Source organism: Luteimonas sp. FCS-9 (assembly GCF_001014645.1).
Lineage (GTDB): Bacteria > Pseudomonadota > Gammaproteobacteria > Xanthomonadales > Xanthomonadaceae > Luteimonas.
Genome location: NZ_LASZ01000030.1, coordinates 1 through 26,185 on the forward strand (window position 1 = coordinate 1; position 26,185 = coordinate 26,185).

Consider the following 26,185-nt stretch of genomic DNA (forward strand, 5'->3'; position numbering starts at 1 on the left):
AGATGTCGGCCTGGTACCTGTTCACCGCGCTGGGCTTCTACCCGGTCGCGCCGGGCAGCGGCGAGTACGTGATCGGCCGTCCGTTCCTGCCGCGTGCCAGCCTCCAGCTGCCCAACGGCAAGCGCTTCACGGTCGTCGCCGACGGTCTGGCGGACGGCCACGGCTACATCGGCGCGGTCACGCTCGACGGCAAGCCGCTGCGGCGCGCGTTCCTGCGTCACGACGAGATCCTGGCCGGGGGCGAGCTGCGCTTCACGATGCAGGCCGCGCCCAACCGCGACTGGCCGGGGATCGGCGCCGAGGCGCCGTACTCGATGACGTCCCCCGCCGCGCGCTGACGGCGCACGCGGGCAACCGGGCTTGCGGCCGACGCGGCGGAGACCGCGCCGGCCGTGCGTGGCGCGCGTCGGCGACATCCTCGACCCTCCCAAGTCGCGGAAGCGATGCCGGACGGCACCGCGGATGCGTTGTACCGGCCGACTGACAACGCTGTCAATCGCCCGGCGCCCTCCGGCTGTAGGAGCGCGCTCGCGCGCGAAGGGGGTTTTGGCCGGGATGCTGTCGCGCGCAAGCGCGCTCCTACAGGCCTCGAGGCGAACAGCGCGAGCGAACAGGTCCCGGCGTAGAGGCCCGTCAAGCGAACGGCCCCCGCCTGGGCAGGCCGCAGGCAAGCAGGCCAACCGGGTGGACAGTGCCGTGTCCGACTGCCGTTTCGCGCGCGAGCGCGCTCCTACCGGGGGCTTGCGTCGAGAGGGCACTGTCCGGCGATTGGCAAAGTCATGGCCGGTCGCTACGCTCCGCGCACCCCACGCAGGCTCCCCCGCCCATGTCGACCCCGCTGTCCGCGCCGCCGCGCCTCAACCCGCTGTCCTACGTCATCTTCGGTTCGCGCTGGCTGCAGCTGCCGCTGTACCTGGGCCTGATCGTCGCGCAGTGCGTCTACGTGTTCCTGTTCGTCAAGGAGCTCTGGCACCTGGTCCATGGCGCGAATACGCTGACCGAGCAGGGAATCATGCTGCTGGTGCTGGGCCTGATCGACGTGGTGATGATTTCCAACCTGCTGGTGATGGTGATCGTCGGCGGCTACGAGACCTTCGTCTCGCGCCTGGGCCTGCAGGGCCATCCCGACCAGCCCGAGTGGCTGAGCCACGTCAACGCCAGCGTGCTCAAGGTCAAGCTGGCGATGGCGATCATCGGCATCTCGTCGATCCACCTGCTCAAGACCTTCATCGCCGCAGGCGAGGTGGGCCTGCCGGTGTGCGGCACCGCCGACGCGATCGCCGCGGCCGCGGCGCACGCCCAGGCGATCGCCGGCGGGCTCTCGCTCGCCGCGCCGGCCTGCACCAAGGTCACCACGGCCGGCGTGATGTGGCAGACGATCATCCACGGCGGCTTCATCCTCTCGGCCATCGGCATCGCCTACACCGACAAGCTGATGACCGGCAGCAGCGCCCGGCGCGAGCACGCCGCGCACTGACCCCGGAACCGGGGGCGGCGCCGGCTTTCGTTTCCGGGGGCGACGCCGCCTCCGACATTCGAACGCCGCGGCCGCGCCTGTCGTGGCCCGTCGCGTTGGCTCGGCTGCTGCGACGGCGGGCGCGTAGAATGCGTGGATGGATGTCTCGCACCTGCTCGATGGGCTGAATGCCGCCCAGCGCCAAGCCGTCTCGGCGCCCGATTCGCACTACCTCGTCCTGGCCGGCGCCGGTAGCGGCAAGACCCGCGTGCTGACGCACCGCATCGCCTGGCTCAACGAGGTCGTCGGGGTGCCGGCCTACGGCGTGTTCGCCGTGACCTTCACCAACAAGGCCGCGGCCGAGATGCGCCACCGCGTGGACGCGCAGCTGCGCAACGGCGCGCGCGGCATGTGGATCGGCACCTTCCACGGCCTGGCGCACCGCCTGCTGCGCCTGCACTGGCAGGACGCGAAGCTGCCCGAGGGCTTCCAGATTCTCGACAGCGACGACCAGCTGCGCCTGGTCAAGCGCGTGGTCCAGCAGCTCGAGCTCGACGACGCGCGCTTCCCGCCGCGGCAGATCGCCTGGTGGATCAACGCGCAGAAGGACGAGGGCAAGCGGCCGCAGCACATCCAGGACGGCGGCGACGAGTGGTCGGGCGTCATGCTCAAGGCCTACGCGCTCTACCAGGAGCGCTGTGACCGCGCCGGCCTGGTGGACTTCGCCGAGATCCTGCTGCGCGCGCACGAGCTGCTGCGCGACACCCCGGCGCTGCTCGCGCACTACCGCCAGCGCTTCGGCCACCTGCTGGTCGACGAGTTCCAGGACACCAACGCGATCCAGTACGCGTTCGTGCGCGTACTGGCCGGCGACACCGGCAAGGTGTTCATCGTCGGCGACGACGACCAGGCGATCTACGGCTGGCGCGGCGCGAAGGTCGAGAACGTGCAGCGCTTCCTGCGCGACTATCCGGGCGCCGAGACGATCCGGCTTGAGCAGAACTACCGCTCCAGCGCCAACATCCTGGGCGCGGCCAACGCGGTCATCGCGCACAACCCCGACCGGCTGGGCAAGCAGCTGTGGACCGACAGCGGCGAGGGCGACCCGATCGACCTGTACGCCGCCTACAACGAGATCGACGAAGCGCGCTACGTGGTCGAGCGCGCGCTGCAGTGGGTGCAGGGCGGCGGCAGCCACGGCGACATCGCCGTGCTCTACCGCAGCAACGCGCAGTCGCGCGCGATGGAGGAACAGCTGGTCGCCGAGCAGGTGCCCTACCGCGTCTACGGCGGTGTGCGCTTCTTCGAGCGCGCCGAGATCAAGGACACGCTGGCCTACCTGCGGCTGATCGCCAACCGCGACGATGACGCCGCGTTCGAGCGCGCGGTCAACACGCCGCCGCGTGGCATCGGCGAGCGCACGCTCGACGAGGTGCGCCGGCAGGCGCGCGAGCACGCGATCCCGTTGTGGGAATCGGCGCTGCGCTGCGCGCAGGGCGGCGGGCTGGCGGGCCGGGCGCGCAACGCGCTGGCCGGCTTCGCGCAGTTGATCGACGCGCTGGCCGGCGAGGTCGCCGAGCTGTCGCTCAAGGACAAGATCGACCACGTGCTCGCGCGCTCCAACCTGCGCGTGCACTACGCCAACGAGTCGAAGGGCAGCGTCGATTCGCGGGTCGAGAACCTCGACGAACTGGTATCGGTGGCCTCGCGCTTCGTGCGCGGCGACGACGAGGAGAGCGCGCAGCTCACCGAACTCGTCGCGTTCCTGGCCTACGCCGCGCTCGAGGCGGGCGAAGGCCAGGCGCAGGCCGGCGAGGACGGCGTGCAGCTGATGACGCTGCACAGCGCCAAGGGGCTGGAATTCCCGCTGGTGTTCCTGGTCGGGCTGGAAGAAGGGCTGTTCCCGAGCGCGCGCACCGCCGAGGAGAGCGGCCGGCTCGAGGAGGAACGCCGGCTGGCGTACGTGGGCATCACCCGTGCGCGCCAGAAGCTGGTGCTGACCTATGCCGAGGCGCGCCGGCTGCACGGCCAGGACATGTTCGGCGTGCCGTCGCGCTTCCTGCGCGAGATCCCGCCGGCGCTGCTGCACGAAGTGCGGCCGAAGGTGCAGGCCACGCGCGCGACCTTCCCGCCGCGGCAGCGGCCCGACTACGGGCATGCCAGCCTCGCGCCGTCGGTCGGCGTGCGCCTGGGCCAGAGCGTGACCCACGCGAAGTTCGGCGCCGGTACCGTGACCGACATCGAGGGCGACGGCGCGCACGCGCGCGTGCAGGTCAACTTCGACGAGGTCGGCAGCAAGTGGCTGGTGATGGCCTACGCGAACCTGCAGCCGGCCTGACGCACGGCCGCCCGGCGCGGCTTGCGACGATCGGCCGCGGCGGCGCGGTCGTGTGCCGGGCGTATATTCGGGGCATCGATCCTCGTCCATCCCCGGGAGCAGGCCATGTACCGCAACATCCTCGTCGCCACCGACGGATCCGAACTCGCCGCGCGCGGCGTCGAACATGCCGCGACGCTCGCCGCGGGCCTCGGCGCGTCGCTGACCATCGTCACCGTGTCCGAGCCCTGGAACACCGCGCTGACCGACCCGAGCGGGCTGGTCGGCTTCGACGAGTTCCTCAAGGACTACCGCGCCGCGGCGCAGACCCGCGCCGACGAAGTGCTCGCCGCCGCCAGGCAGGCCGCGGCCCGGCACGGGGTCGATGCGACGACGTTGTTCGTCGCCGAGCAGCCGCCGGCCGACGCGATCCTCGAGACCGCGGCCGCGCGCGGCACCGACGTCGTGGTGATGGCCTCGCACGGGCGCCGCGGCCTCGGGCGGCTGCTGCTCGGCAGCCAGACGCAGGCCGTCGTGGCGCGCAGCGAGCTGCCGGTGCTGATCGTGCGCTGAGCGCGCGGCGTCAGTGCGCCGGCGGATCGGGGCGACGCGTGCGCGCGACCGCCTTGACGATGCCCAGGCCCAGCAGCACGACGACGCCGACTGCGATCCATTGCGGCGCGAGGCCGGCCAGATGGGCGCCGTAGGCCAGCCCGCCGATCAGGATCAGCATGCCGACGATGTAGATCGAGAACGAGGACATCGCTCGCGCCTCTTCGATGAACAGGGCGCCGATGCTGGCGGTGTCGATGTGACGGCGGCGTCCAGCCGTGACCGCGCCGGGCGCCGCCGCTACTCGCGCAGCGCGAAGCCCGGCGACTCGTTGAGCCGGCCGTCGCCCTCGACCACGAGCCAGCGCGCGCCGGCCTTCTCGAACACGATCGGGATCGGGTCGGCGAACAGCGGGCGGCGCACGAAGCGCAGTTCCCAGCCCAGCGCCTCGAGCGTCGCGATCGCATCCGCCTGTGCGCGCGTCAGGCCCTGGCGCAGGCGGACGGGGTCGGGCGGCGCCGCGCGACGGCGTTCGGATCGGCTCATGCGGGCTCTCGCTCGGGACGCGGCGGGCGCCGCTCGGGCGCCCGCCTGGGGCATCGTACGTGAACGTGCCGGGCCCGCAAACTTCGCGCCGCCGGCATGACCTTCAGGCCTCGCGCCGCGCGCGCGGGCGCCGTAGGCTGGCGCGATTCCGGCCCGACGGCCGTCACTTGCGGAGAGTCGCCCATGGCGCCCCAGACTGCATCGTTCCCGCGGGCGCCGTCGCGTTCGCGCCTCGCCTTCCTCGTCGCGCTGGCGCTGCCGCTGGCCGGCCATGCCGCCGAGGGCATGTGGACGCTCGACAACCTGCCGCGCCAAGCGCTGCAGGCGCAGTACGGGTTCTCGCCCGACCAGGCGTGGGTGGACCATGCGATGCAGGCCTCGGTGCGGTTGGCCGGCGGCTGCTCGGGTTCGTTCGTCTCGCCCGACGGCCTGGTGCTGACCAACGCGCACTGCGTGGTCGGCTGCGTGCAGGGGCTGTCGTCGCCGCAGCGCGACCTGCAGAACGCGGGCTTCGTCGCCGATGCGCGCGGCGAGGAGCTGCAGTGCCCGGCCGAGGAACTCAACGTGTTGCGCGCGATCACCGACGTCAGCGCGCGCGTGGCCACGGCGGCCGAGGGCAAGCAGGGCCAGGCCTACGTCGACGCGCGCAACGCCGAGAAGGCGCGCATCGAGTCCGAATGCGTCGGCGACGCCGCCGACACCACGCGCTGCGACGTCGTCGAGCTCTACAACGGCGGTCAGCAGCACCTCTACCGCTACCACCGCTATTCGGACGTACGGCTGGTGTTCTCGCCCGAGTACGCGGTCGGCTTCTTCGGCGGCGATCCGGACAATTTCAACTTTCCCCGCTACAACCTCGACGCCGCGCTGCTGCGCGCCTACGAGGACGGCAGGCCGGCGAACGTCGAGCACCATTTCACGTTGAAGCCCGAGGGCGCGGAGGCCGGCGAGCTGGTGATGGTCACCGGCCATCCGGGGCGCACCCAGCGCCAGCTCACGGTCGCGCAGTTGGAGACGGTGCGCGATGTCAACCTGATCAACACCCTGCTGTGGTTGGCCGAGCGCCGCGCGATGCTCGGCGAATACGGCCGGCGCGACGAGGAAGCCGCGCGCCAGGCGCAGTCGGATCTGACCTTCACCGACAACAGCTACAAGGTCTATCGCGGCCAGCTGCAGGCGCTGCTCGATCCGCAGGTGTTCGCCGCCAAGCGCGCCGAGGAGGCCCGGCTGCGCGAGGGCGTCGACGCCGCGCCGTGGCGCGAAGTCGAGGCCGCGCAGGCCACCGCGCGCCAGCTCGCCGTGCCCTACATGCTGCTCGAGCAGGGCCGGGGCTTCGATTCGCGGCTGTTCTCGATCGCGCGCACGCTGGTGCGCGGCGCCGACGAGCGCGTCAAGCCCAACGATGCGCGGCTGCCGGAATTCCAGGACGCCGGGCAGGGGCGCCTGCGGCAGACGTTGCTGAGCACGGCGCCGGTCTACCCGGCGTTCGAGACCGCCAAGCTGACCTGGTCGCTGACCAAGCTGCGCGAACTGCTCGGCACCGACGATCCGCTGGTGAAGTCGGTGCTTGGCGACCGGTCGCCGGCGCAGGTGGCCGAGGCGCTGGTCGAGGGCTCGACGCTGGCCGACGTCGCCGAGCGCGAGCGCCTGTGGAACGGCGGCGCCGCCGCGGTCGCGGCCTCGGACGATCCCTTCGTCCGGCTCGCCCGCGCGGTGGATGCGCAGGCCCGCGAGGTGCGCAAGCGCCAGGAGTCGGAGGTGGGCGCGATCGAGTCGCGCGCCGGGGTCCGGATCGCCGAGGTGCGGTTCGACAAGCTCGGCACCACGGTCTACCCGGACGCGACGTTCACGCTGCGGCTGTCGTACGGCGACGTCGCCGGCTGGGAGGAGAACGGCAAGGCGATCGAGCCGTTCACGACGATGGCCGGCGTGTTCGCACGCAACACCGGCGCGGCGCCGTATGCGCTGCCGCGGCGCTGGCTGGACGCGCAGCGCCGGATCGCCGGCGACACGCGCTTCAACTTCGTCAGCACCAACGACATCATCGGCGGCAACTCCGGCAGTCCGGTGATCAACCGCGATGCACAGGTCGTGGGCCTGGCGTTCGACGGCAACATCCATTCGCTCGGCGGCAGCTTCTGGTACGACCCGACGCGCAACCGCACGGTATCGGTGCACAGCGGCGCGATCGTCGAAGCGCTGAAATCGGTGTACGGCGCCGATACCCTGTTGGGCGAACTGCTGCACGAGTGATCCGCGCCGACGCGCGGTGTGCGAAGGGAGCCCCGGACCCCGTGGCTCCGTTCCATCGGGGATCCCCGGTCCCATCGCCACGCGTCCGGGCTTCACCGAACACCCGTAGGAGCGCGCTCGCGCGCGATGGGGCTTCGTCCGGAACACCCGATTCCGTAGGAGCGCGCTTGCGCGCGATGGGGCTTTGCCGGGAATGCCCATCGCGCGCTAGCGCGCTCCTACAGGAGATGCGGTCCCAGCCGCCTCACGTATTCATCCGCCGAAGCCGCGGTTCGAGCCGGATCATGCGCCCCAGTGCGGGGGTGGCGATTCGAAGCCGATCACGCGCCCTGCGCAGAGTGCAAGGATCAGAGGTGGACCACCCGCCCACCCGCTGCGCTGTCGACGGCCGCCTGCAGCACCTGCATCACGTCGAGCGCCTCGTCGAGTGCGACCGGCGGCGGCGCGCCGTCGACGATCGCCGCACGCAGGCCGGCGTAGTACCGGCGGTAGTCGCCGGCCGGGGCGGGCAAGGGGGCCTCGTGCACTGCGCCGTCCTCGCCGACGCGCAGCAGGCGCCCGGGCGCGGGGTCCACGCCCCAGTCCGGCCCGCCCGGCCGCCGGCCCTCGCGCAGGGCGGCCTCCTGAGGGTCCAGGCCATGCTTGAACCAGCTGCCGCCGGTGCCGTGCACGGCGAAGCGCAGCCCGGCGCCGGGCACCAACGCGCCGGCATGCAGCACCACGCGAAGGCGGCCGTAGCGCAGCACGACGTGGAACCAGTCGTCGACCTGCGCGCCGGTGCGCTGCAGGGCGATGTCGGCCTGCACCGACTCGGGCAGGCCGAACAGCTGCAGCGCCTGGTCGACCAGGTGCGGGCCCAGGTCCAGCCACAGGCCGGCGCCCGGTTCCGCACGGTCGCGCCAGCGGTCGGGGACCGTCGGCCGGAAGCGGTCGAAATGCGAGTGGACCTCGGCGAGCCGGCCGAGCGTGCCGGCCTCGACGAGCGCCCGCAGCGCGAGGAAATCGGCGTCCCAGCGGCGGTTGTGGAAGACGCCGAGCAGGCGTCCCGACGCGCGCGCCGCGTCCGCGACCGCCCGCGCCTGCGTCAGATCGACCGCCATCGGCTTGTCGATCACGACATGACGAGCCGCGGCGAGCGCGGCGATCGCCAGCGGCGCATGCGTGGCGTTGGGCGAGGCGAGCACGACCAGGTCGATCGCCGGGTCGGCGAACACGGCGTGCGGATCGGCGAGCACGCGCGCATCCGGGTGATCGGCGTGGACCCGGCCCGGATCGCGCGAGACCACCGTGTGCAGCCGCAGGCCCGGCGTGGTCCGGATCAGCGGCGCGTGGAACACCCGGCCGGCGAGGCCGTAGCCGACCAGCGCGACCTGCAGCGCGTCGGCCATCGTGGGCTTACCAGCCGAACAGCTTGAAGTAGGTCTGCGGCACGTCGTCGCGGTCGCTGTCGATGCTGCCGTCGCCGTCGCGGTCGTAGAGGAAGTACGACGGGCCACGCGAGGGCACGACCTGCACCGCGCGCAGCTGGCCGGCGACGCGGAACTCGGTGATCCGGTCGCCGTTGGATTCGGTCCGGGTCACCTGCTCGGCGTCGGCCGGGATGCCGGCGGGCAGCGAGGAACCGGACGTGGCGCAGGCGGACAGCCCCATCAGCGCGATCGCGAGTACGACAGTACGGGAGGCGGACATGGCGGATCTCCAGCGGGCGGACCGCCATTATGCGCGCACGGCGTGCATCGGCCGTGCGCGCACCGGCGGACTACTGCAGCGGGTCGTAGCTGAAGAGCCACAGCTGGGCGTTGCCCTGCTGCACGCCGGCCGCGCTGTGGAACTGGCCCGGCGTGGTCAGCTCGCCGACGAACGTGTAGCGCCTGCCGGCTTCCAGCCGGCCGCCGGGCATCAGCTGCTCGGTCTGCGGCTGCATGTACAGCGTGACCTCGTTGCCGTCCTCGGTCTCGACCGTGATCGCCCGCCAGCGGCCGTCCTTGACGATCGCCTCGTTGACCTTGAACTGCGCCGGCGCCGGCTGCAGGTCCTTGACGGTCGCGGTGAAGCGCACCAGCGCGCCGATCGTCTGGTCGCGCTCGTCGTCCCACGGCCGGCCGGCCGCGCGCTCGGCCTGGCGTTCGCTGGTGTAGTCGATGATCTCCTGGATGTTGTTGAAGCGGATCCGGAACGTCCGGCCGCTGCTGGTGAGCACCCGCACCTGCGACTCGACGACGTTGAGCAGGCTGCGGGTCGAGATGCCGCAGCCATCGTCGTCGAGGCAGTAGCGCTGCCACATCTCGGCCGTCCAGCTGTCGAACTGCTTGGGCGGGTTGCCGAATTCCAGCTGCTTGGCCACGCCCGGCGCGAACGCGACGGCCGAGGTGCCCTGGTTGGGCGCGACGACGAACACGCCGCCGTTGCCCAGGTCGAGCTTGCCGATGCGCAGCTGGCGCAGCATCGCCCAGGCGTAGTCCTGCGCGCTCATGCCGTGCAGGTCGTCGACGACCAGCAGCGCCAGCTCGATGCCCTGCTTCTGCGCCAGGTCGTAGAGCGTAGTCTCCAGGCCCTTGAGCAGCTCGGGGTCGAGCCGGCCGGTCTCGTCGACGACGAAACGGCCGTACTTGAGCGGAATGGACTTCGCCGACGGCGTGGGCAGGTGCACGGTGGCGCTGCGCGCCGGCGGCGGGGCCTGCGGCGGCGCGGTGCCGGTGCCCGTGCCGGCCTGGCAGCCGGCCTGCCCGGCCTGTTGGCAGGCCTCCATCCAGCCGTCCTGGATCGCCGACAGCCGGTCGTTGCGTGCCGGGTGGGTCGCGGTGACGTGGTCGGCGCCGAGCGACTGCATCGCGCTCTTGGCATCGGCCAGGCTGGCGCCCATGCGCTGGAGCACGAAGCCGCTGAACTTGTCGGCCTCCAGTTCGATCGGCGGCTGGCTGCCGGTGCCGGTGATCGTGTGGCCCGACAGGTGGTGGCCGATCTCGTGCGCCATGATGCTCACCGGCGCCCAGGGGTTGCCGTTCGTCGCCGCGCGCACCTCGCCGAGGAAGTCGCGGTTGAACGCGATCACCCGCTGCGGGATGCGCTGCTCGTCGAGCAGGATCACCGCCGCGGCGTTGGCGACCGGCCCCTCGGTGACGACGAAGTTCTGCGGCAGGCCGGTGTAGCCCATGACCCGTTCGACCATCGAGCGGCAGTCGGCCGGCGGCGTGCCGGTCAGCGTCGCCGGGTCCAGGCGCTCGGGGCGGCCGTCGTAGGAGCAGGCCTGCAACGTCGAGGCGAGCTGCTCGACGAGTTCGGCGCGGCTGGGCGTCGGCGCGCCGGATGCGGCGGTGGAGGCGGCCGGCGCGGCATCGCGCTCGCCGCAGGCAACGAGCAGCAGGGCCAGCGGCAGGGCGGCCGGCAGCGGGCGGACGAGGCGGGACAGGGAGCGTCGGGACATGGCCTTTCCTCTGGCGGAAGTCGGGGAATCAGACGGTGCGCGCGTGCACGATCGCGACGATCAGGTGGGCGTAGGCGCGTCGCAGCAGCCAGTCGACGGCGACGAAGACCGCCAGGGCCAGCGCGAGGCGCCAGGCGTCGCGGCGCAGGTCGAGCTCGAAGAACTGGCGGAACGCAAGCGCCAGCACGACGCCCTTGACCGCGTACATGTACCACTTGGCGGCCTCGCGCCAAGGCAGCACCAGCGTCGGGTCGCGCATGACCAGCAGCGGCAGCTGGTTGACCAGGTTCAGGCCGATGATCACCGCGTACGCATAGGCGGCCAGCACCAGGTGCTCGACCAGGTTGTAGCGCCGGCGCCCGAACACCAGCACCGAGCTGGCGACGACGGCGAAGATGCCCAGCGTGAACGTCCAGTTGGCGTAGCGCTGCATCATCGCCATCGCGCCCAGGTAGGCGTCGTCGCCTGCGCGCAGGAAGCCCGTGGTGTCGAGCACCAGCAGCAACAGCGCCACGCACACCAGCAGCAGCTTGAGCGGGTGCACGTGGCGGCCGCGCGCGCCCTCCACGTACTCGCGCGCGACCGTGCCGGGCCGCAGCAACAGGCGCCCGGCCGTGCGCGCGACCGACAGCTCGAACAGGCGCCACTTCTCCCAGGTCTCCCGGCGCAGGTCGCCCAGGCCCAGGCGGTGCGCGGCCTTCTGTCCGCACTGGCCGCAGTACGGCGCGCCGCCGCGGGCCGCGCCGCAGTTGCGGCAGGCGTCGCGCGCGGCCCAGTCCGTCGTCGGCGGCGCGGCGTCGACGCGGGGCGCCGTGCGCTCGGGATCGGTCATCGACCGGTCCCCGGGCGCGGCGCGCGATGGGCGAAGGGCCGCCCCGAAGGTCGGCCACGGCAGGCGATGCGCATCCAGACCCCCTTGGCTGGGGTCGATTATCGCGACACAGCGTTCGGATTTCGTCAGCATCGATCCGGCCGGGGCAGGGGACGGCAGGGTGAACGCACCGGGCCGCCGGACGGGGTCGAACGCGACCCGCAAGGCCGACGCCGTAGAATCCACGGATGACGAAACGGCTGATCCTGATCGACGGGTCCTCGTACCTGTACCGCGCCTTCCACGCCCTGCCGCCGCTGTCCAACGCCGATGGCGAGCCGACCGGCGCGCTGTTCGGCGTGGTCAACATGCTGCGCGCCACGCTCAAGGAGGCGCCGGACTACGCGGCCTTCGTCGTCGACGCGCCCGGCCGCACGTTCCGCGACGACCTCTACGCGGCGTACAAGGCCAACCGGCCGCCGATGCCCGACGAGCTGCGCGCGCAGGTCGACCCGATGTGCGACATCGTCGAGGCGCTGGGTTTCCCGATCCTGCGCGTGCCCGGCGTGGAGGCCGACGACGTGATCGGCACGCTCGCCGTGCAGGCCGCCGAGGCCGGTATCGCGACGACGATCTCGACCGGCGACAAGGACTTCGCGCAGCTGGTGCGCCCGGGCATCGTGCTGGTCAACACGATGAGCGGCAGCCGCATCGACACCGAAGCGGCGGTGCACGACAAGTTCGGCGTCCGCCCCGACCAGATCGTCGACATGCTCGCGCTGATGGGCGACAGCATCGACAACATCCCCGGCGTGCCCAAGTGCGGTCCGAAGACCGCGGCCAAGTGGCTGGCCGAGTACGAATCGCTCGACGGCGTGATCGCGGCGGCGGCGGGCATCAAGGGCAAGATCGGCGAGAACCTGCGCGAGGTGCTGGACCAGTTGCCGCTCAGCCGCACGCTGGCGACGATCCGCACCGACGTGCCGCTCGACGGCGGCCCCGAGACGCTGGCGCTGCGCCAGCCCGCGACCGACACGCTGCGTGGGCTCTACGCCCGCTACGGCTTCACCCAGGCGCTCAAGGATCTCGAAAGCAGCGCCGGCGGGCCGGCCGCCGCCCCGGCGACGGCCCTGCCGCCGGCCGAGGTCGACCCGGCGCTGTCGGCGCCCGGCGAGTACGAGACCGTGCTCACGACCGAGCGGCTCGAGGCGTGGATCGCGCAGCTGCGCGCTGCCGACGAGTTCGCGTTCGACACCGAGACCGACGCGCTCGACGCGATGCGCTCGGGCCTCGTCGGGCTGAGCGTGGCGGTCGAGCCCGGCCGGGCGGCTTACGTCCCGCTCGGGCACGACTATCCCGGCGCACCCGCCCAGCTCGACCGCGACCAGGTACTCGAGGCGCTGCGGCCGGTGCTCGAGGACCCGGCGCGGCGCAAGCTCGGCCAGCACGGCAAGTACGACCTGCACGTGCTGCGCCGGCACGGGATCGACCTGCGCGGCTATGCCGACGACACCTTGCTCGAGAGCTTCGTGCTCGACGCCGGCATCGCCCGGCACGACATGGACTCGCTGGCCAAGCGGCACCTGGGCGTCGACACGATCCGCTTCGAGGACGTCGCGGGGAAGGGCGCCAAGCAGATCTCGTTCTCCCAGGTCGCCATCGACGATGCGACCCGCTACGCCGCCGAGGACGCCGACATCACGCTGCGGCTGCACCGCGTGCTCAAGCCCCGGGTCGCGGCCGAGTCCGGCCTGGCGCGGGTGTACGGCGAGATCGAGATGCCGCTGGTGCCGGTGCTGGCGCGCATCGAGGCCAACGGCGTGCGTATCGACGTCGACGAGCTGCGCCGGCAGAGCGCGGACCTGTCCAAGCGCATGCTCGCCGCGCAGCAGAAGGCGACCGAACTGGCCGGGCGCACGTTCAACCTCGATTCGCCCAAGCAGGTCTGTGCGCTGTTGTTCGAGGAGCTCGGCCTGCCGGCCGTCGTCAAGACGCCCAAGGGCCAGCCCAGCGCCAACGAGGAGGCGCTCGAGGCGATCGCCGACCAGCACGAACTGCCGCGGGTGATCCTCGAATACCGCAGCCTGGCCAAGCTGCGCGGCACCTACGTCGACAAGCTGCCGGAGATGATCAACCCCGACACCGGCCGCGTGCACACCAGCTACCACCAGGCCGGCGCGGCGACCGGGCGGCTGTCGTCGTCGGATCCGAACCTGCAGAACATCCCGATCCGCACCGACGACGGCCGCCGCATCCGCCGCGCGTTCGTTGCGCCAGAGGGCCGCCGGCTGGTCGCCTGCGACTACTCGCAGATCGAGCTGCGGATCATGGCCCACCTGTCCGAGGATCCCGGCCTGATCGGCGCATTCGAGACCGGCGTCGACGTCCACCGCGCGACCGCCGCCGAGGTCTTCGGCCGGGAGATTGACGAGGTGACCGCGAACGAGCGCCGCGCGGCCAAGGCGATCAACTTCGGCCTGATGTACGGCATGAGCGCGTTCGGCCTGGCGCGCAACCTCGGCGTCGGCCGCGGCGAGGCGCAGGACTATATCGCCCTGTACTTCTCGCGCTATCCGGGCGTGCGCGACTTCATGGAGCGCACCCGCCAGCAGGCGCGCGAGACCGGCTTCGTCGAGACGGTGTTCGGGCGGCGCCTGACGCTGGACTTCATCCAGCGCGGCAACGCCTCGCAGCGCGCGGGCGCCGAGCGCGCCGCGATCAACGCGCCGATGCAGGGCACGGCTGCGGACATCATCAAGCGGGCGATGGTCGCCGTCGACGACTGGCTGGCGGGCCATGCGGCGCAGGCCAAGATGATTCTGCAGGTCCACGACGAACTGGTGTTCGAGGCCGACGCCGATTTCGTCGAGACGCTGCTAGAGGGGGTCGTGCCGCGGATGACCGCCGCGGCCGAGCTGCGGGTGCCGCTGGTGGTCGACTGCGGCGTCGGCGACAACTGGGACCAGGCGCACTGAATGCGCGCCGCCCGGGCAGGCCCGACGCCCGGTGCGGGACGCCAATACCGGGTGGCCCGGGCGCATCGGGCGCCGCATCGACATGGAGTAAATGCAGCCTGAATTTGCCCGAAAATTGAATGTGGCCTTCACGAACCATCAATGCGCCGGGTGTTTTCATACTCGCGACAGATGCAAGGTCTGTCGCAGATCTCTCCCTTCCCCTGGAGTGATCGACCGGAACCAACAGGCTTCTCCCCGAGCCCGGTTCCCGAGCCCCGTAGGCCCCCCCTGCCTACGGGGCTTTTTTATGGGTTTTTCTCGGGTGTGGTATCGCCCGCTGCTGTCTTCTGCTCGTTGAGCGTTCTTCTCCGGGAGCGCGCGTCGCGCCGGTCGGGGACCGCTCCCCGGCTCGGCCATCCCGCTCCGTGGCCCGGCCCGGCAACGCATGCCGGGCGTTCGCGAAGTCGCGCGGCAGTGCCGCGCAAGCGACCTTCGCTCACCCCTGGCCCGCTATCGCAATCCCCGGCCAGTACTTCGCACTGAGGCCGAAGGGGTGCGATTTCTTCCGGCCGGTGGCTCGGTCGATCTACTCGAAGAAAGTGACCGGAAAGCCTCGGCAGCGGACTGACGGCCGGTGGCCGCGTTGAGCGCGCCATGGATGGCGCGCGCCCGAGTCAAGGCAGGATGCCTTGACCGAGGGGAGAGCGGCTTCCGGCTGGCAGGCCGCTGCCAATCCGGAGTGGAACTTCCGTCCCCCTGCACTTGGGAGATGAACCTCCTTATGTCCGTCGTTCAGGCGGACATTGGCAATGCGATGGAGGCGGAGCCTTGCGATTCATCGCATTCTCGCATCCCCCGCCACCCCGCTAGAACGGCGTCGGGCAGTCCAGGCGCAGCGGTGCGCCGGTCGCAGGGTGGGCCAGTTCGAGCGATTCGGCGTGCAGCAGCAGGCGCGGCGCGCGGCGCTGCGCGGCGTCGGGCGCATACAGCGGGTCGCCCAGGATCGGATGGCCGATCGCCTGCAGGTGGACGCGCAGCTGGTGGCTGCGGCCTGTGACCGGCATCAGTGCCAGCCGGGCGATCGGGGTGCCGTCGGCGGCGGTGTCGCGCCGCAGCAGCCGCCAGCGCGTCAGCGCCGGCTTGCCGTCGACCGGGTCGATCTTCTGCCGCGGCCGTTCCGGCCAGTCGACCAGCAGCGGCAGGTCGATCTCGCCCGCGTCTTCGGCCGGCCAACCGTCGACGACCGCGATGTAGCGCTTCTCGACCCGGCGCCCCTCGAAGGCCGCGCCCAGCACCCGCTGCGCCTCGGCGCCACGGGCCATCAGCATCAACCCCGAGGTCGCCATGTCCAGCCGGTGCACGACCCGCGCGTCGGGCCACTGCGCGCGGGCACGGGTGGCCATGCTGTCCTGCTTGTCGGGCCCGCGGCCGGGCACCGACAGCAGCCCGGCCGGCTTGTCGAAGGCCAGCAGGTGGTCGTCGCCGTAGAGCTGGCGCAGGCAGTCCGGCACGACGTCCGGATGGGCGATGTCGGCGGCCGGGGCACCCATGGGCTCAGGCCAGTTCGGCGAGCCAGTCGCGCGGGCGCAGGTAGTCGGCGAGCCGCGCCTCGGCGCTGTCGGCCTCCGGCGTGTAGCCGTACTCCCAGCGCACGCGCGGCGGCAGGCTCATCAGGATCGACTCGGCCCGCCCGCCCGACTGCAGCCCGAACAGCGTGCCGCGGTCGTAGACCAGATTGAACTCGACGTAGCGGCCGCGCCGGTAGAGCTGGAACTCGCGCTCGCGCTCGCCGTAGGGCGTGTCGCGGCGCCGCTCGACGATCGGCAGGTAGGCGTCGAGGAACCCGTCGCCCACGGCGCGCATGTACGCGAACTCGTGCTCGAAGTCGCCGTGCTGGTCGTCGAAGAACAGCCCGCCCACGCCGCGGGTCTCGGCGCGGTGGCCGAGGAAGAAGTACTGGTCGCACCAGCGCTTGTGGGCCTCGTAGCGCGCCTGCCCGCCGAACGGCTCGCACAGCGCACGCGCGGTGCGGTGCCAGTGCGCGACGTCCTCGTCGACGGGGTAGAACGGGGTCAGGTCGAAGCCGCCGCCGAACCACCAGGCCACGACCTCGCCGTCGCGCATCGCGCGGAAATGGCGCACGTTGGCGTGGGTCGTGGGCAGGTGCGGGTTGCGCGGGTGGAACACCAGCGACACGCCGGTGGCGCGCCACGAGGCGCCGGCCAGTTCCGGCCGGTGGGTGCTGGCCGATGGCGGCAGCCGGGTGCCGCTGACGTCCGAGAAGCCGATGCCGGCCTGCTCGAACACCGCGCCGTCGCGCAGCACGCGGGTCCGGCCGCCACCGCCCTCGGCGCGCTGCCACAGGTCCTCGGCGAAGCGGGCCTGGCCGTCGGCCCGCTCGATCGCGGCGCAGATGCGGTCCTGCAGCCCGGTGAGGTAGTCCCGGACCGTGTCGAAGGTATCGTTCATCCGGCGCATTGTAGGTGCGCCGCCCCTGCCCGCATTGATCCGGGTCAATCCCCGGCGGCGGGGCCGTGGGCCTGCCGCCAGCGTTCGAGCCGGGCCGCGAGCGCCTCGGCGCCCAGGCCGTAGGTGTCGGGCAGGGCACCGTGGAAGCCGCTCAGGCCGCGGTTGACCCGCCGCAGCCGCGCGCCGCGATCGACGTGCGGGGCGAAGTCCAACCCGACGACCCGGTGCAGGCCGACCCGGGTGGTGCCGAACCGGGCGATGTCGGTCCAGGCCAGGCGCGTGGTGCGGAACAGCGCGCGCAGTTCCAGGCCGCTCGTGTCGAGCCGCAGGTGGTGGGCGCCGGGCAGCAGGCCGGCCAGCGCGACGAGCGCGCAGGCCCCGAAGATCCCGCCCAAGCCCCAGGCGACCGCCGGCTGCCGGCCGGCGACCGCGACCGCCAGTCCCACCAGCGCCAGCGACACCGCCAGCAGCGCCAGCCGCTTCCACGGCGCGGGCCGCAGCAGCTCGACCGCCGGCAGCGGCGCGGACGTCACTTGAGCGTGCGTTCGAACAGTTCGTGGATGCGGCGGTACTGGTCGTACCACGAGGCCGGGTGCTGGTAGGCGTGCCGCTCGAGCGGGTAGCTGGCCAGTTCCCACTTGTCCTTGCGCAGCTCGATCAGGCGCTGGGCCATCATCACCGAGTCCTTGTAGAACACGTTGTCGTCGATCATGCCGTGGGCGATCAGCAGGTGGTCCTGCAGGCGGTCGGCGTACTCGATCGGCGAGGACTTCAGGTACGCCTCGGGATCGAGCTCGGGCGTGTTGAGGATGTTGGCGGTGTAGGCGTGGTTGTACTGCGACCAGTCGGCGACCGGGCGCAGCGCCGCGCCGGCCTTGAAGCGGCCGGGTTCGCGCATCAGCGCCATGAAGGTCATGAAGCCGCCGTAGCTGCCGCCGTAGATGCCCACGCGGTCGCGGTCGGCCTGGTGGTGCTCGACCAGCCAGTCGATGCCGTCCAGGTAGTCCTCCAGCTCCGGGTGGCCCATCTGCCGGTAGATCGCGGTGCGCCAGTCGCGGCCGTAGCCGGCCGAGGCGCGGAAGTCGAGATCGAGCACCAGGTAGCCCTGCTGCACGAGCATGTTGTGGAACATCTGCTCGCGGAAGTAGTTCGGGTAGCGGTCGCTGACGTTCTGCAGGTAGCCGGCGCCGTGCACGAACAGCACCACCGGGTACTTGCGGCCCGGCTCGTAGTCCTGCGGCCCGTAGAACTTGCCCCAGACCGTGCCCGCGCCGTGCTTGGACGGCACCTGCACGTACTTGGGCTGCAGCCAGTCGTGGGCCTTGAACTCGGCGGTGCGGGTATCGGTGAGCACGCGCACCGCGCCGTCGGCGACGTCCGCGACCGCCACCTGCGGCGGCACGTAGCTCGACGAGGTGCGCAGCAGCAGACGGGTCTCGTCGGGCGAGAGCGCGAAGTCCTCGATGCCACCGGTCGAGGTGATCTCGCGCACGCCGCCGTCGGCGGCCGTGCAGACCTCGTAGCGGCCCGGCCACTGCTGGTTGCACAGGAAGAAGAAGCGGCTGCCGTCGTGCGCCATCACCGGCGCCGAGACCTCCCAGCGGCCGGAGGTCAGCGCGCGCTTGCGGCTGCCGTCGTGCAGGTAGAGGTGCGAATAGCCCGATTCCTCGGACAGGAACCACAGCGTGCGGTGGTCGGGCAGCCAGCCGAACTCGTTGAAGTCCCAGTTGATCCATGCCGGGTCGGTCAGCCGGTGGCGGCTGTGCAGCGTCGCGTCGGCCAGGTCGACCGTCGCCAGCCAGCGGTCCTTGTTGTCGACCGAATGGATCGACAGCGCGACGTTGCGGCCGTCGTCGCTCCAGCGGATCGCGCCGCCGCCGCCCGCGCGGCCGTCGATCTCCAGGCGCACCGGGCGGTCGCCCTGCAGTGCGTCCTTGCCGGCGGCCCGGCGCAGGTCGGCCAGCGGGTCGGTGCCGATACCCGGCAGCGTGCCGGTCCGGATCTCGCGGACGGTGCCGGTCGCCAGCTCCACCAGCCACAGCCGGTGCGGCAGCGGGTCGTTGCGACCCACGCGCGTGCGCACGTCCTCGAACTCCTCGTAGCCCGATTCGGTGACGTACATGGGCATCTTGCCGTCGCGGCCGGCGTCGCCGTCCTTGGGCGCGGTGACCACGATCAGGCGGTCGCCGGCCGGCGACAGCGCGCTGCCGGCGATCGTCACGTCCTTGCCCAGGTACACCGGGCCGGGGGCGCGCGTGGCATCGGCGCGGCGCCAGGTCTCGTTCTGCGCGCGCAGGCCGTCGCGGCGTTCGCGCTCGGTGCGCAGCGTCTCGATCATGCGCAGCTGGCGCTCGCGCAGCGCATCGGCCGGCGGCGGCTTGGCCGGGTCGGCCTCGGCCTTGAGGCTGGTCAGCTGCGCGGTACCGCGCTGCGGATCCCAGCCGTACCAGTCGTTGCCGGCCCGCCAGACCAGCCCCCCCTGCGGCGTCCACTGCGCCTGCGCCTCGGTCGCCTCGGTGCGGGTGACCTGGGTCAGCTGGCCGGTGCGCAGGTCGCGCACGAACAGGTCGCCGTTGCGCACGAACGCCATGCGCGTGCGGGTCGCGTCGAGGACCGGGTCGCGCGCATCGAGATCGGCGCGCGCGGCATCGTCGACGCGCGTCGCGCCGCCGCCGGCGACCGGCTGCATCCAGGTGTCGCGCACGCTGCTGCCGTCGCGCTTGGCCGTGTAGTAGGCGCGGCTGCCGTCCCAGCTCCACCAGGCCGACTCGACCGGCGCGCCGATCCAGTCCGGATCGGCCATGATCCGGTCCAGGGTCAGCGGCTGCGCGGGTTGCGCGGCGGCGAGCGGGGAGGCGAGGGCGCAGGCGAGCACCCAGTACAGCGGCAGACGACGCATCGGCAGCGATCCGTGGAGCGGAAAGGAGGCCGCAGTGTACCGGCGCGCGGCGCGGCGGCCGCTCTGGCGAAGGTCATGGTCGACGCGGCGTGCTGTCTGGGCCGCGACGATCGACCGCACCCCGGTTTCACGTCCGCGCCCGCACACTCGGTCGCTCCCCGTCGCCATCCACAGGAGCGCCGGCGTTGGACACGCTGTTGCTGTCGCGGATCCAGTTCGGGTTCGTGATCTCCTTCCACGTGCTGTTTCCCGCCTTCACGATCGGCCTGTCGAGCTGGCTGGCGTTCCTGGAATGGCGCTGGCTGCGCACGCGCGAGGCCGTGTGGCGCGACCTGTATTTCTTCTGGCTGCGGATCTTCGCCGTGTCGTTCGGCATGGGGGTGGTCTCGGGTATCGTCATGAGCTTCCAGTTCGGCACCAACTGGTCGGCGCTGAGCATCGCGGCGGGCAACATCCTCGGCCCGCTGCTCAGTTACGAGGTGCTGACGGCGTTCTTCCTGGAGGCGAGCTTCCTGGGCGTGATGCTGTTCGGCTGGGGCCGGGTGTCGGAGAAGCTGCACTTCCTGTCGACCTGCCTGGTCGCGGTGGGCACGCTGATCTCGACGTTCTGGATCCTGTCGGCCAACAGCTGGCTGCACACGCCGGCCGGCTACGAACTCGTCGACGGCGTGTTCCATCCGGCCGACTGGATGGCGGTGATCTTCAACCCGTCGTTCCCCTACCGCCTGGCGCACATGACGCTGGCGGCGTTCATCACCACGTGTTTCGTCATCGGCGGCGTGGCGGCGTGGTACCTGCGCCGCGGCGAGCACGTCGAGGCCGGGATGCGGATGCTCAAGCTGTCGATCGCGTTCGCGGCGATCACCGTGCCGCTGCAGGTGCTCGTCGGCGACCTGCACGGCCTGAAGACCGGCGAGGTGCAGCCGGTGAAGCTCGCGGCGATGGAAGCGCACTGGCACGAGGGCGCGCCGGGCGAGGGCGTGCCGCTGGTGCTGTTCGCCGTGCCCGATGCCGAGGCCGAGCGCAACGACTACGAGGTGGCGATCCCGCGCCTGGGCAGCGTGATCCTGACCCACAGCTGGGACGGCACGATCGCCCCGCTGACCGCGGTGCCGCCCGACGAGCGACCGCCGGTCGCGCCGGTGTTCTACGCGTTCCGGGTGATGGTCGGGATCGGGCTGGCGATGCTGGCGCTGACGGTGGTGTCGCTGTGGGCCTGGCGACGGCGCACGCTGCTGCGCTCGCGCTGGCTGCTCGATGCCTGGCGGCTGATGGCCCCCAGCGGGTTCGTCGCGGTGCTGGCGGGCTGGTTCGTGGTCGAGATCGGCCGCCAGCCCTGGGTGATCCAGGGCCTGCTGCGCACGAGCGAGGCGGTCAGTGACATCGATCGCGCCAGCGTGATCGTGTCGCTGTCGGCGTTCGCGATCGCGTATGCGGTGGTGTTCGGCGCCGGCGGCGGCTACATCCTGAAGATGATCCGGACCGGGCCGCAGCCGTTCGACGACGGCCCGGACCACGACGCGGGCGACCGCACGCCGATGCGTCCGATCTCGGCCGCCGATGGCCCTGTGGGGGAGGACTGATGGATCTTGCGACCGTGCTGCCGGTGGTCTGGTTCGGCTTGATCGGCTTCGGCGTGCTGATGTACGTGCTGCTCGACGGCTTCGTGCTGGGGCTCGGCGTGTTGGCGCCGTTCGCCGAGGACGGGGGCCAACTCGATCACATGATGAACACCGCCGCGCCGATCTGGGATGGCAACGAGACCTGGCTGGTGCTCGGCGGCGCGGGCCTGCTGGCCGCGTTCCCGCGCGCCTACGCGATCGTCCTGTCGGCGCTGTACCTGCCTGTGCTGCTGATGCTCATCGCGCTGGTGTTCCGCGGCGTGGCGTTCGAGTTCCGCTTCAAGGCGCGGCGCGGCAAGCGCTTCTGGGGCGTGGCGTTCGCGCTCGGCTCGCTGCTGGCCGCGTTCGCGCAGGGCGTGATCCTCGGGGCGCTGGTCGAGGGCATGCCGCTGGAGGCGGGCAAGTACGCCGGCGGTGCGCTGGACTGGTTCAGTCCGTTCTCGATGCTGACCGGCGTGGCGGTGGTGTTCGGCTACGCGCTGCTGGGCAGTTGCTGGCTGATCCTCAAGACCGAGGGCCGGCTGCAGCTGATCGCGCGCACGCTGACCCGGCCGCTGGTGCTGGTCGTGGCCGCCTTCATGGGGCTGGTCAGCGCCTGGCTGCCGTTCCTCGACTCGCGGATCATGGCGCGCTGGTTCGAGGACGGGAATTTCTGGTGGCTGTCGCCGGTGCCGGTGCTGGCGCTGTTCAACGTGGTGTGGCTGTGGCGCGCGGCGATGCGCGAAGGCCGCGACGCGCGTCCGTTCGTGCTGACGCTGGCGTTCTTCGGCCTGGGCTTCGCCGGGCTGGTGCTGGGGATCTGGCCCAACATCGTGCCGCCGTCGCTGAGCATCTGGGAGGCGGCGTCGCCGCCCTCGTCGCAGGGCTTCGTGCTGGCCGGGCTGGTGGTGCTGCTGCCGCTGATCCTCGGCTACACGGCGTGGTCGTACCGGGTGTTCCGCGGCAAGGTACAGGCCGACGCCGGCTATCACTGAACGCCGCGGGCGCTGCGCGATACCCAAGGCGGTCCTTTTGCCGCACAATTCGGCGTATATCGCCGTTTCTGCGCACATGCACGCCTACGTCTACAAAAGCCAGCGCAAGGCGGACACCTACGTGTATCTCGCCGCCAGGGACGCGTTCGATGTCCTGCCCGCCCCGCTGCGCGCCGAACTCGGCGCGCTGGCGTTCGTGCTCGACGTGGCGCTGACCCCCGACCGCCGGCTCGCGCGCGAGAATCCGGCGCACGTGCGCGAGAACCTGCAGGCGCAGGGCTTCCACCTGCAGATGCCGCCGCGTGCCGCCGCCGACCCGCTGACCGAGGACTGGAGCGGCGATGCCTGAGCGCCCGCGTCGCAACGTGCCGGCGGCCCCGCGGCGGCGGTTCCCGGTCGCGCTGGCCTCGGCGCTCGCGCTGGCTGCGCTCACGCTGCTGGGGGGCGTGCCGGCGGCCGTGGCCGGCGTGCTCGCGCAGCCGGCCTTCGCGCTGGCGGTGCGCTGGCGCGGGGGCGGCACCGTCGACCGCGCCGCCGCGTGGGGCGACGTGCGCGCGCTGGCGATCGCCTGGACGGTCGCGGCCGGTGCCGGCGCGTTGCTGGTCGCCTGGCCGATGACCGCGCTGCGCCGTGGTGGCGACCTGGGCGGCGCGCCCGCGCTGAGCGTGGCGGTCGGCCTGGTGATGATCGGCATCTGGCGCACCTGGCCGCTGTGGCATGCGATCGAACGCGACGGCGGCGACCTGCGCACGCACTGGCGCGCGCTGGCCGACCGCGACGTCGGCGAGGCGCGCGGCATCGCGGTCGCGTGCGCGGTGACCGCGGCGCTCGCACTGGCCCTCGCGCCCGCCTGGCTGCCGGCATTGGCGGCCGGCCCGCGGATCGGCCTGGCCGTCGCGGCGGCGGTGGGCTGGTGGCTGCTGCACGCCGGCCTGCAGCGGCTCGCCCCGCCGCAGGCGCCGGCGATGCCGGTGGTCGAGATGCCCGGCGACCCGGCGGTCGCCCTGTTCGACGAGCCGGTCGACGCCGAGCCCGAGGTGGCGCTGTACGCCGCGGCGCGTGCCGGTCGGGTCGAGCGCGCGCTGGCGCTGATCGAGGCCGGCGCCGACGTACGCGCGCTGCCGCCGGCCGAGGCGCGCGACCAGCGCAGCCTCGCGGTGCTGGCGGCGGTGCTGCCGGACCTGCGGCTGCTGCGGGAACTGATCGCGCGCGGCGTCGACGTCAATTCCTCGCATGCCGGCATGACCCCGCTGCTGGCCGCCACGCGCGACAGCTGGCACGGCCGGCCCGATGCGGTGATGACGCTGCTGGCCAACGGCGCCGATCCGCGCGTGACCGACCACGAGGGCAACACGCCGCTGCACCTGGCCGCGCGCAGTTCCGATCCCGGCGTCGTCGCGCTGCTGCGCGATGCGGCCGCCGAACTCGATGCCGCGAACCACGACGCGCTGACGCCGCTCGGCGTCGCCTGCGCCGCGGGCAACTGGCGGCTGGCGAAGTTCCTGCTCGAGCACGGCGCCCGGCCCGAGGTCGAGGGCGGCACGCCGGCGCTGCTGGCCGCGGCCGGCGGCGACGAGGACGACGCGGCGGGCGTGCAGCTGCTGATCCGCCACAAGGGGCGCGTCGACGCCCGCGACCGCCAGCGCCGCAGCGCGCTGCACGTGGCGGCCGCGCACGGGCACACCGAGATCCTGGCCGCGCTGCTGGCCGCGGGCGCCGACGTGCGTGCGCGCGACAACGATGGCCGCACGCCGCTGCTCGACGCCGCGCGCGGGGGCAGCCCGGCCGCGCTCGACGCGCTGCTCGCCGCGGGCGCGGACGTCGCCGCGGTCGACATCGCCGGGCGCAACGCGGTGATGCTCGCGTGCGCCGCCGACCCGGCATCTCCGGCGCTGGTCGAGCGCCTGCTCGCGCTCGGCGTGCCGGCCGACGTGGTGGACGGCGACGGCAAGCGCGCGGTCGACCGCGCGGCCGAAGCCGGCCGCTGGTCGCTGGTGCGCCTGCTCGATCCCGCCTATCCGCTGCCGGCGAACCTCGGTTCCGACGACGACGATGCGGGCGGCGACCGCACCCCGCTGGTGTTGCTGCGCGACGGCCTGCGCGAGGGGCGCCACGGCGAGCTGGGCGACCTGCTGCGGCTGCTCGGTCCGGCCGAACTGGGCAGCCTGCTGGTCGATCCGGCGCTGCCGCCGTCGCTCGAGCGCGTGGACTGGTTGCTCGCGCGTGGCGCCGATCCGAACGTCCGCGACGCCGACGGCCGTACGCCGCTGGCGACGCTGCTCGCCGGCGCGCCCGACGCGTTGCCCGTTCTGCAGGCGCTGTTGCGCCACGGGGCTTCGCCCGCCGGTGCCGGCGGACTGGCGGCGTACCTGGCGGCCTGCGTCGAGAGCGATCACGCGGCCCGCGCGTTCGAGACCTTCGCGCTGGAACTGCTGGCGCGTGGCGCCGATCCGTTCGCCGCCTCGCCGCAGAGCGATCCGCCGCTGGCGCTGGCGGTGCGGCTGGGCTGGGCACGGCTGGTGGAGCGGCTGGCGGCGCTGGGGGTCGATCCCGACGCCCGCGACTCGCGCGGCATGACCGCCCTGCACCTGGCCGCCGCGCTCGGTCGCGAGGCCGCGCTGAAGGCGCTGGTGCGCCACGGCGCATCGCCGTCGGCGCGTGCCGCCGACGGGCAGACGCCGCTGGGCGTGGCGCTGTCGGCCGGCCGGCGCGACCTCGCTGACTGGCTGGACTGGCGCGGCTGGCCGTTGCCGCGCCGTGCGCTCGTGCCCGCCGACCTGCCGCTGGCGGCGAGCGCCGGCGATGCCGACGCGGTCCGGCGCCTGCTCGATCTGGGCTTCGACGTCGACACGCCCGATGCCCAGGCCTGCACCGCGTTGCTGCGCGCGTCGGGCGGCGGGCACCTGGCGGTCGTCGAGCTGTTGCTCGCGCGCGGCGCCGATGCGACCTGCGCCGCGCGCTCGGGTGCGACGCCGCTGTCGGCGGCGGTCAGCATGCGCCACGCCGCAGTCGTCGAGCGGCTGCTCGCTGCCGGTGTGCCGCTCGACCAGCGTCTGCCGGGCGAGGTCAGCGTGCTGATGCTGGCCGCCGCGCTCGGCTTGCCGGACCTGGCCGCCCGGCTGCTCACCGCCGGCGCCGACATCCATGCCACCGATGCCCAGGGCCTGACGCCGCTGCACTGCGCCGCGCTCTACGGCTTCACCTCGCGCGACCGACCGCGCCTGCTCGCGCTGTTCGACACGCTGCTGCTGGCCGGCGCCGAGATCGACGCGCCGGCGGCCGGCGGCGTGACCCCGCTGCTGCTGCTGCTCGGCGCCCGCGCCGAGCCCGGCACCGCCTGCGACGAGGATGTCGTGCTCGCGGCGATGGAGCACCTGCTCGACGAGGGCGTGTCGCTCGACGCGCAGGATCCGCGCGGCTTCGGCCCGCTGCACCTGACCGGCCTGCATGGGCAACTGCGTCTGGCGCGGCGCCTGCTGCGCGCCGGTGCCGATCCGGACCTGCGCGACACGCTCAACCGCACCCCCCGCGAGATCGCGGTGATGCGCGGCTTCGTCGACGTCGCCGCCGAGTTCGCGCCGGCGCCGGCGCAGGACGGGGTCTCGATGGCGCGGTTCCTGCGCGAGCGCTGAGCGCGTCGCCGGGCGACACCGGCTTGCGCCCGCCGCGGACGGGCGGCACGATGCGCGTTCCACCGATGCAGGATGCAACCATGGTTCGCAGGCGTTTCGTCGTCCTTCTCGCGCTGCTGGCGCTTTGTGTTCCGCCCGCGTTCGCACAGACCGCGCGCCAGATGCGCAGCGAGGTCGAGGCCAGCATGCTGGTCACCGGCACCGTCGACATCGAGCGCGACGGTCGGGTGTCGGCCCATGCGATCGACCAGGAAGACAAGCTGCCGCCGCAGG

At 72.5% G+C, this 26,185-nt stretch carries 20 protein-coding genes and 1 pseudogene; 11 read left to right on the plus strand and 10 right to left on the minus strand.

Features of this window, described 5'->3' with window-relative positions:
- The 4 genes from WQ56_RS16570 to WQ56_RS16585 form a co-directional block, all read left to right on the plus strand.
- Window positions 1–338 (plus strand): glycoside hydrolase domain-containing protein (locus WQ56_RS16570; RefSeq protein WP_047138251.1); only part of this gene is annotated, 338 nt, incomplete at its 5' end.
- A 488-nt stretch (window positions 339–826) separates the two neighbouring features.
- Window positions 827–1,477 carry a TIGR00645 family protein gene (locus WQ56_RS16575; RefSeq protein ID WP_047138252.1) on the plus strand — a complete coding sequence of 217 codons (651 nt, stop codon included), beginning with the start codon at window positions 827–829 and terminating at the stop codon, window positions 1,475–1,477.
- 136 nt (window positions 1,478–1,613) lie between these two features.
- A complete protein-coding gene (gene uvrD / locus WQ56_RS16580; RefSeq protein ID WP_047138253.1) occupies window positions 1,614–3,794 on the plus strand; it encodes a DNA helicase II in 2,181 nt (726 codons plus the stop codon).
- 105 nt (window positions 3,795–3,899) lie between these two features.
- Entirely contained in the window at window positions 3,900–4,346 is a 447-nt protein-coding gene (locus tag WQ56_RS16585; RefSeq protein WP_047138254.1) for a universal stress protein, read from the plus strand.
- A gap of 10 nt (window positions 4,347–4,356) precedes the next feature.
- On the opposite strand, the gene WQ56_RS16590 is transcribed toward WQ56_RS16585, so the two are convergent.
- Both WQ56_RS16590 and WQ56_RS16595 read right to left on the minus strand, forming a co-directional pair.
- A complete protein-coding gene (locus WQ56_RS16590) occupies window positions 4,357–4,536 on the minus strand; it encodes a hypothetical protein (RefSeq protein ID WP_047138255.1) in 180 nt (59 codons plus the stop codon).
- A gap of 89 nt (window positions 4,537–4,625) precedes the next feature.
- A complete protein-coding gene (locus WQ56_RS16595; RefSeq protein ID WP_047138256.1) occupies window positions 4,626–4,871 on the minus strand; it encodes a hypothetical protein in 246 nt (81 codons plus the stop codon).
- Between the two features lie 183 nt (window positions 4,872–5,054).
- Between WQ56_RS16595 and WQ56_RS16600 the strand changes: the two genes are divergently transcribed.
- Window positions 5,055–7,124 (plus strand): S46 family peptidase, encoded by a 2,070-nt coding sequence (locus tag WQ56_RS16600; protein WP_047138257.1) that lies wholly within the window; start codon window positions 5,055–5,057, stop codon window positions 7,122–7,124.
- A gap of 347 nt (window positions 7,125–7,471) precedes the next feature.
- Here WQ56_RS16600 and WQ56_RS16605 read toward each other — a convergent pair whose 3' ends face one another.
- The 4 genes from WQ56_RS16605 to WQ56_RS16620 form a co-directional block, all read right to left on the minus strand.
- Entirely contained in the window at window positions 7,472–8,512 is a 1,041-nt protein-coding gene (locus tag WQ56_RS16605) for an oxidoreductase (RefSeq protein ID WP_047138258.1), read from the minus strand.
- 7 nt (window positions 8,513–8,519) lie between these two features.
- Entirely contained in the window at window positions 8,520–8,813 is a 294-nt protein-coding gene (locus WQ56_RS16610) for a DUF2782 domain-containing protein (protein WP_047138259.1), read from the minus strand.
- Window positions 8,814–8,883: 70 nt separating this feature from the next.
- Window positions 8,884–10,548, minus strand: coding sequence for a TPM domain-containing protein (locus WQ56_RS17820; RefSeq protein ID WP_052773073.1), 1,665 nt, complete (start codon window positions 10,546–10,548; stop codon window positions 8,884–8,886).
- Window positions 10,549–10,576: 28 nt separating this feature from the next.
- Complete coding sequence (locus WQ56_RS16620; protein WP_047138260.1) at window positions 10,577–11,380, minus strand: DUF3667 domain-containing protein; 804 nt, start codon at window positions 11,378–11,380, stop codon at window positions 10,577–10,579.
- 227 nt (window positions 11,381–11,607) lie between these two features.
- Between WQ56_RS16620 and polA the strand changes: the two genes are divergently transcribed.
- Window positions 11,608–14,334, plus strand: a complete 2,727-nt coding sequence (polA, locus tag WQ56_RS16625; RefSeq protein ID WP_047138261.1) for a DNA polymerase I — start codon at window positions 11,608–11,610, stop codon at window positions 14,332–14,334.
- 848 nt (window positions 14,335–15,182) lie between these two features.
- On the opposite strand, the gene WQ56_RS16630 is transcribed toward polA, so the two are convergent.
- The 4 genes from WQ56_RS16630 to WQ56_RS16645 are packed head-to-tail and all read right to left on the minus strand — an operon-like array spanning window position 15,183 to window position 19,684.
- Window positions 15,183–15,866 carry an RluA family pseudouridine synthase gene (locus WQ56_RS16630; RefSeq protein WP_047138262.1) on the minus strand — a complete coding sequence of 228 codons (684 nt, stop codon included), beginning with the start codon at window positions 15,864–15,866 and terminating at the stop codon, window positions 15,183–15,185.
- Window positions 15,867–15,870: 4 nt separating this feature from the next.
- Window positions 15,871–16,785: an oxygen-dependent coproporphyrinogen oxidase gene (gene hemF, locus WQ56_RS16635; RefSeq protein ID WP_047138263.1), complete on the minus strand. Its 915-nt coding sequence runs from the start codon at window positions 16,783–16,785 to the stop codon at window positions 15,871–15,873.
- 44 nt (window positions 16,786–16,829) lie between these two features.
- Window positions 16,830–17,318, minus strand: a complete 489-nt coding sequence (locus tag WQ56_RS16640) for a PH domain-containing protein (RefSeq protein ID WP_047138264.1) — start codon at window positions 17,316–17,318, stop codon at window positions 16,830–16,832.
- Window positions 17,315–19,684 (minus strand): S9 family peptidase, encoded by a 2,370-nt coding sequence (locus tag WQ56_RS16645; protein WP_047138265.1) that lies wholly within the window; start codon window positions 19,682–19,684, stop codon window positions 17,315–17,317. Before WQ56_RS16645 ends, WQ56_RS16640 begins: the two co-directional genes overlap by 4 nt.
- Before the next feature lie 185 nt (window positions 19,685–19,869).
- Here WQ56_RS16645 and WQ56_RS16650 point away from each other — a divergent pair, with 185 nt between their 5' ends.
- The 5 genes and pseudogenes from WQ56_RS16650 to WQ56_RS16670 all read left to right on the plus strand — a co-directional run.
- Entirely contained in the window at window positions 19,870–21,267 is a 1,398-nt protein-coding gene (locus WQ56_RS16650) for a cytochrome ubiquinol oxidase subunit I (RefSeq protein ID WP_047138266.1), read from the plus strand.
- Window positions 21,267–22,280: a cytochrome d ubiquinol oxidase subunit II gene (gene cydB, locus WQ56_RS16655; RefSeq protein ID WP_047138267.1), complete on the plus strand. Its 1,014-nt coding sequence runs from the start codon at window positions 21,267–21,269 to the stop codon at window positions 22,278–22,280. The genes WQ56_RS16650 and cydB overlap by 1 nt, the downstream gene beginning before the upstream one ends.
- A 76-nt stretch (window positions 22,281–22,356) precedes the next feature.
- Entirely contained in the window at window positions 22,357–22,629 is a 273-nt protein-coding gene (locus WQ56_RS16660; protein WP_047138268.1) for a YcgL domain-containing protein, read from the plus strand.
- Complete coding sequence (locus WQ56_RS16665) at window positions 22,622–25,912, plus strand: ankyrin repeat domain-containing protein (protein WP_047138269.1); 3,291 nt, start codon at window positions 22,622–22,624, stop codon at window positions 25,910–25,912. Before WQ56_RS16660 ends, WQ56_RS16665 begins: the two co-directional genes overlap by 8 nt.
- 80 nt (window positions 25,913–25,992) lie before the next feature.
- Window positions 25,993–26,185, plus strand: a pseudogene (locus tag WQ56_RS16670) (hypothetical protein); the annotation flags it as partial.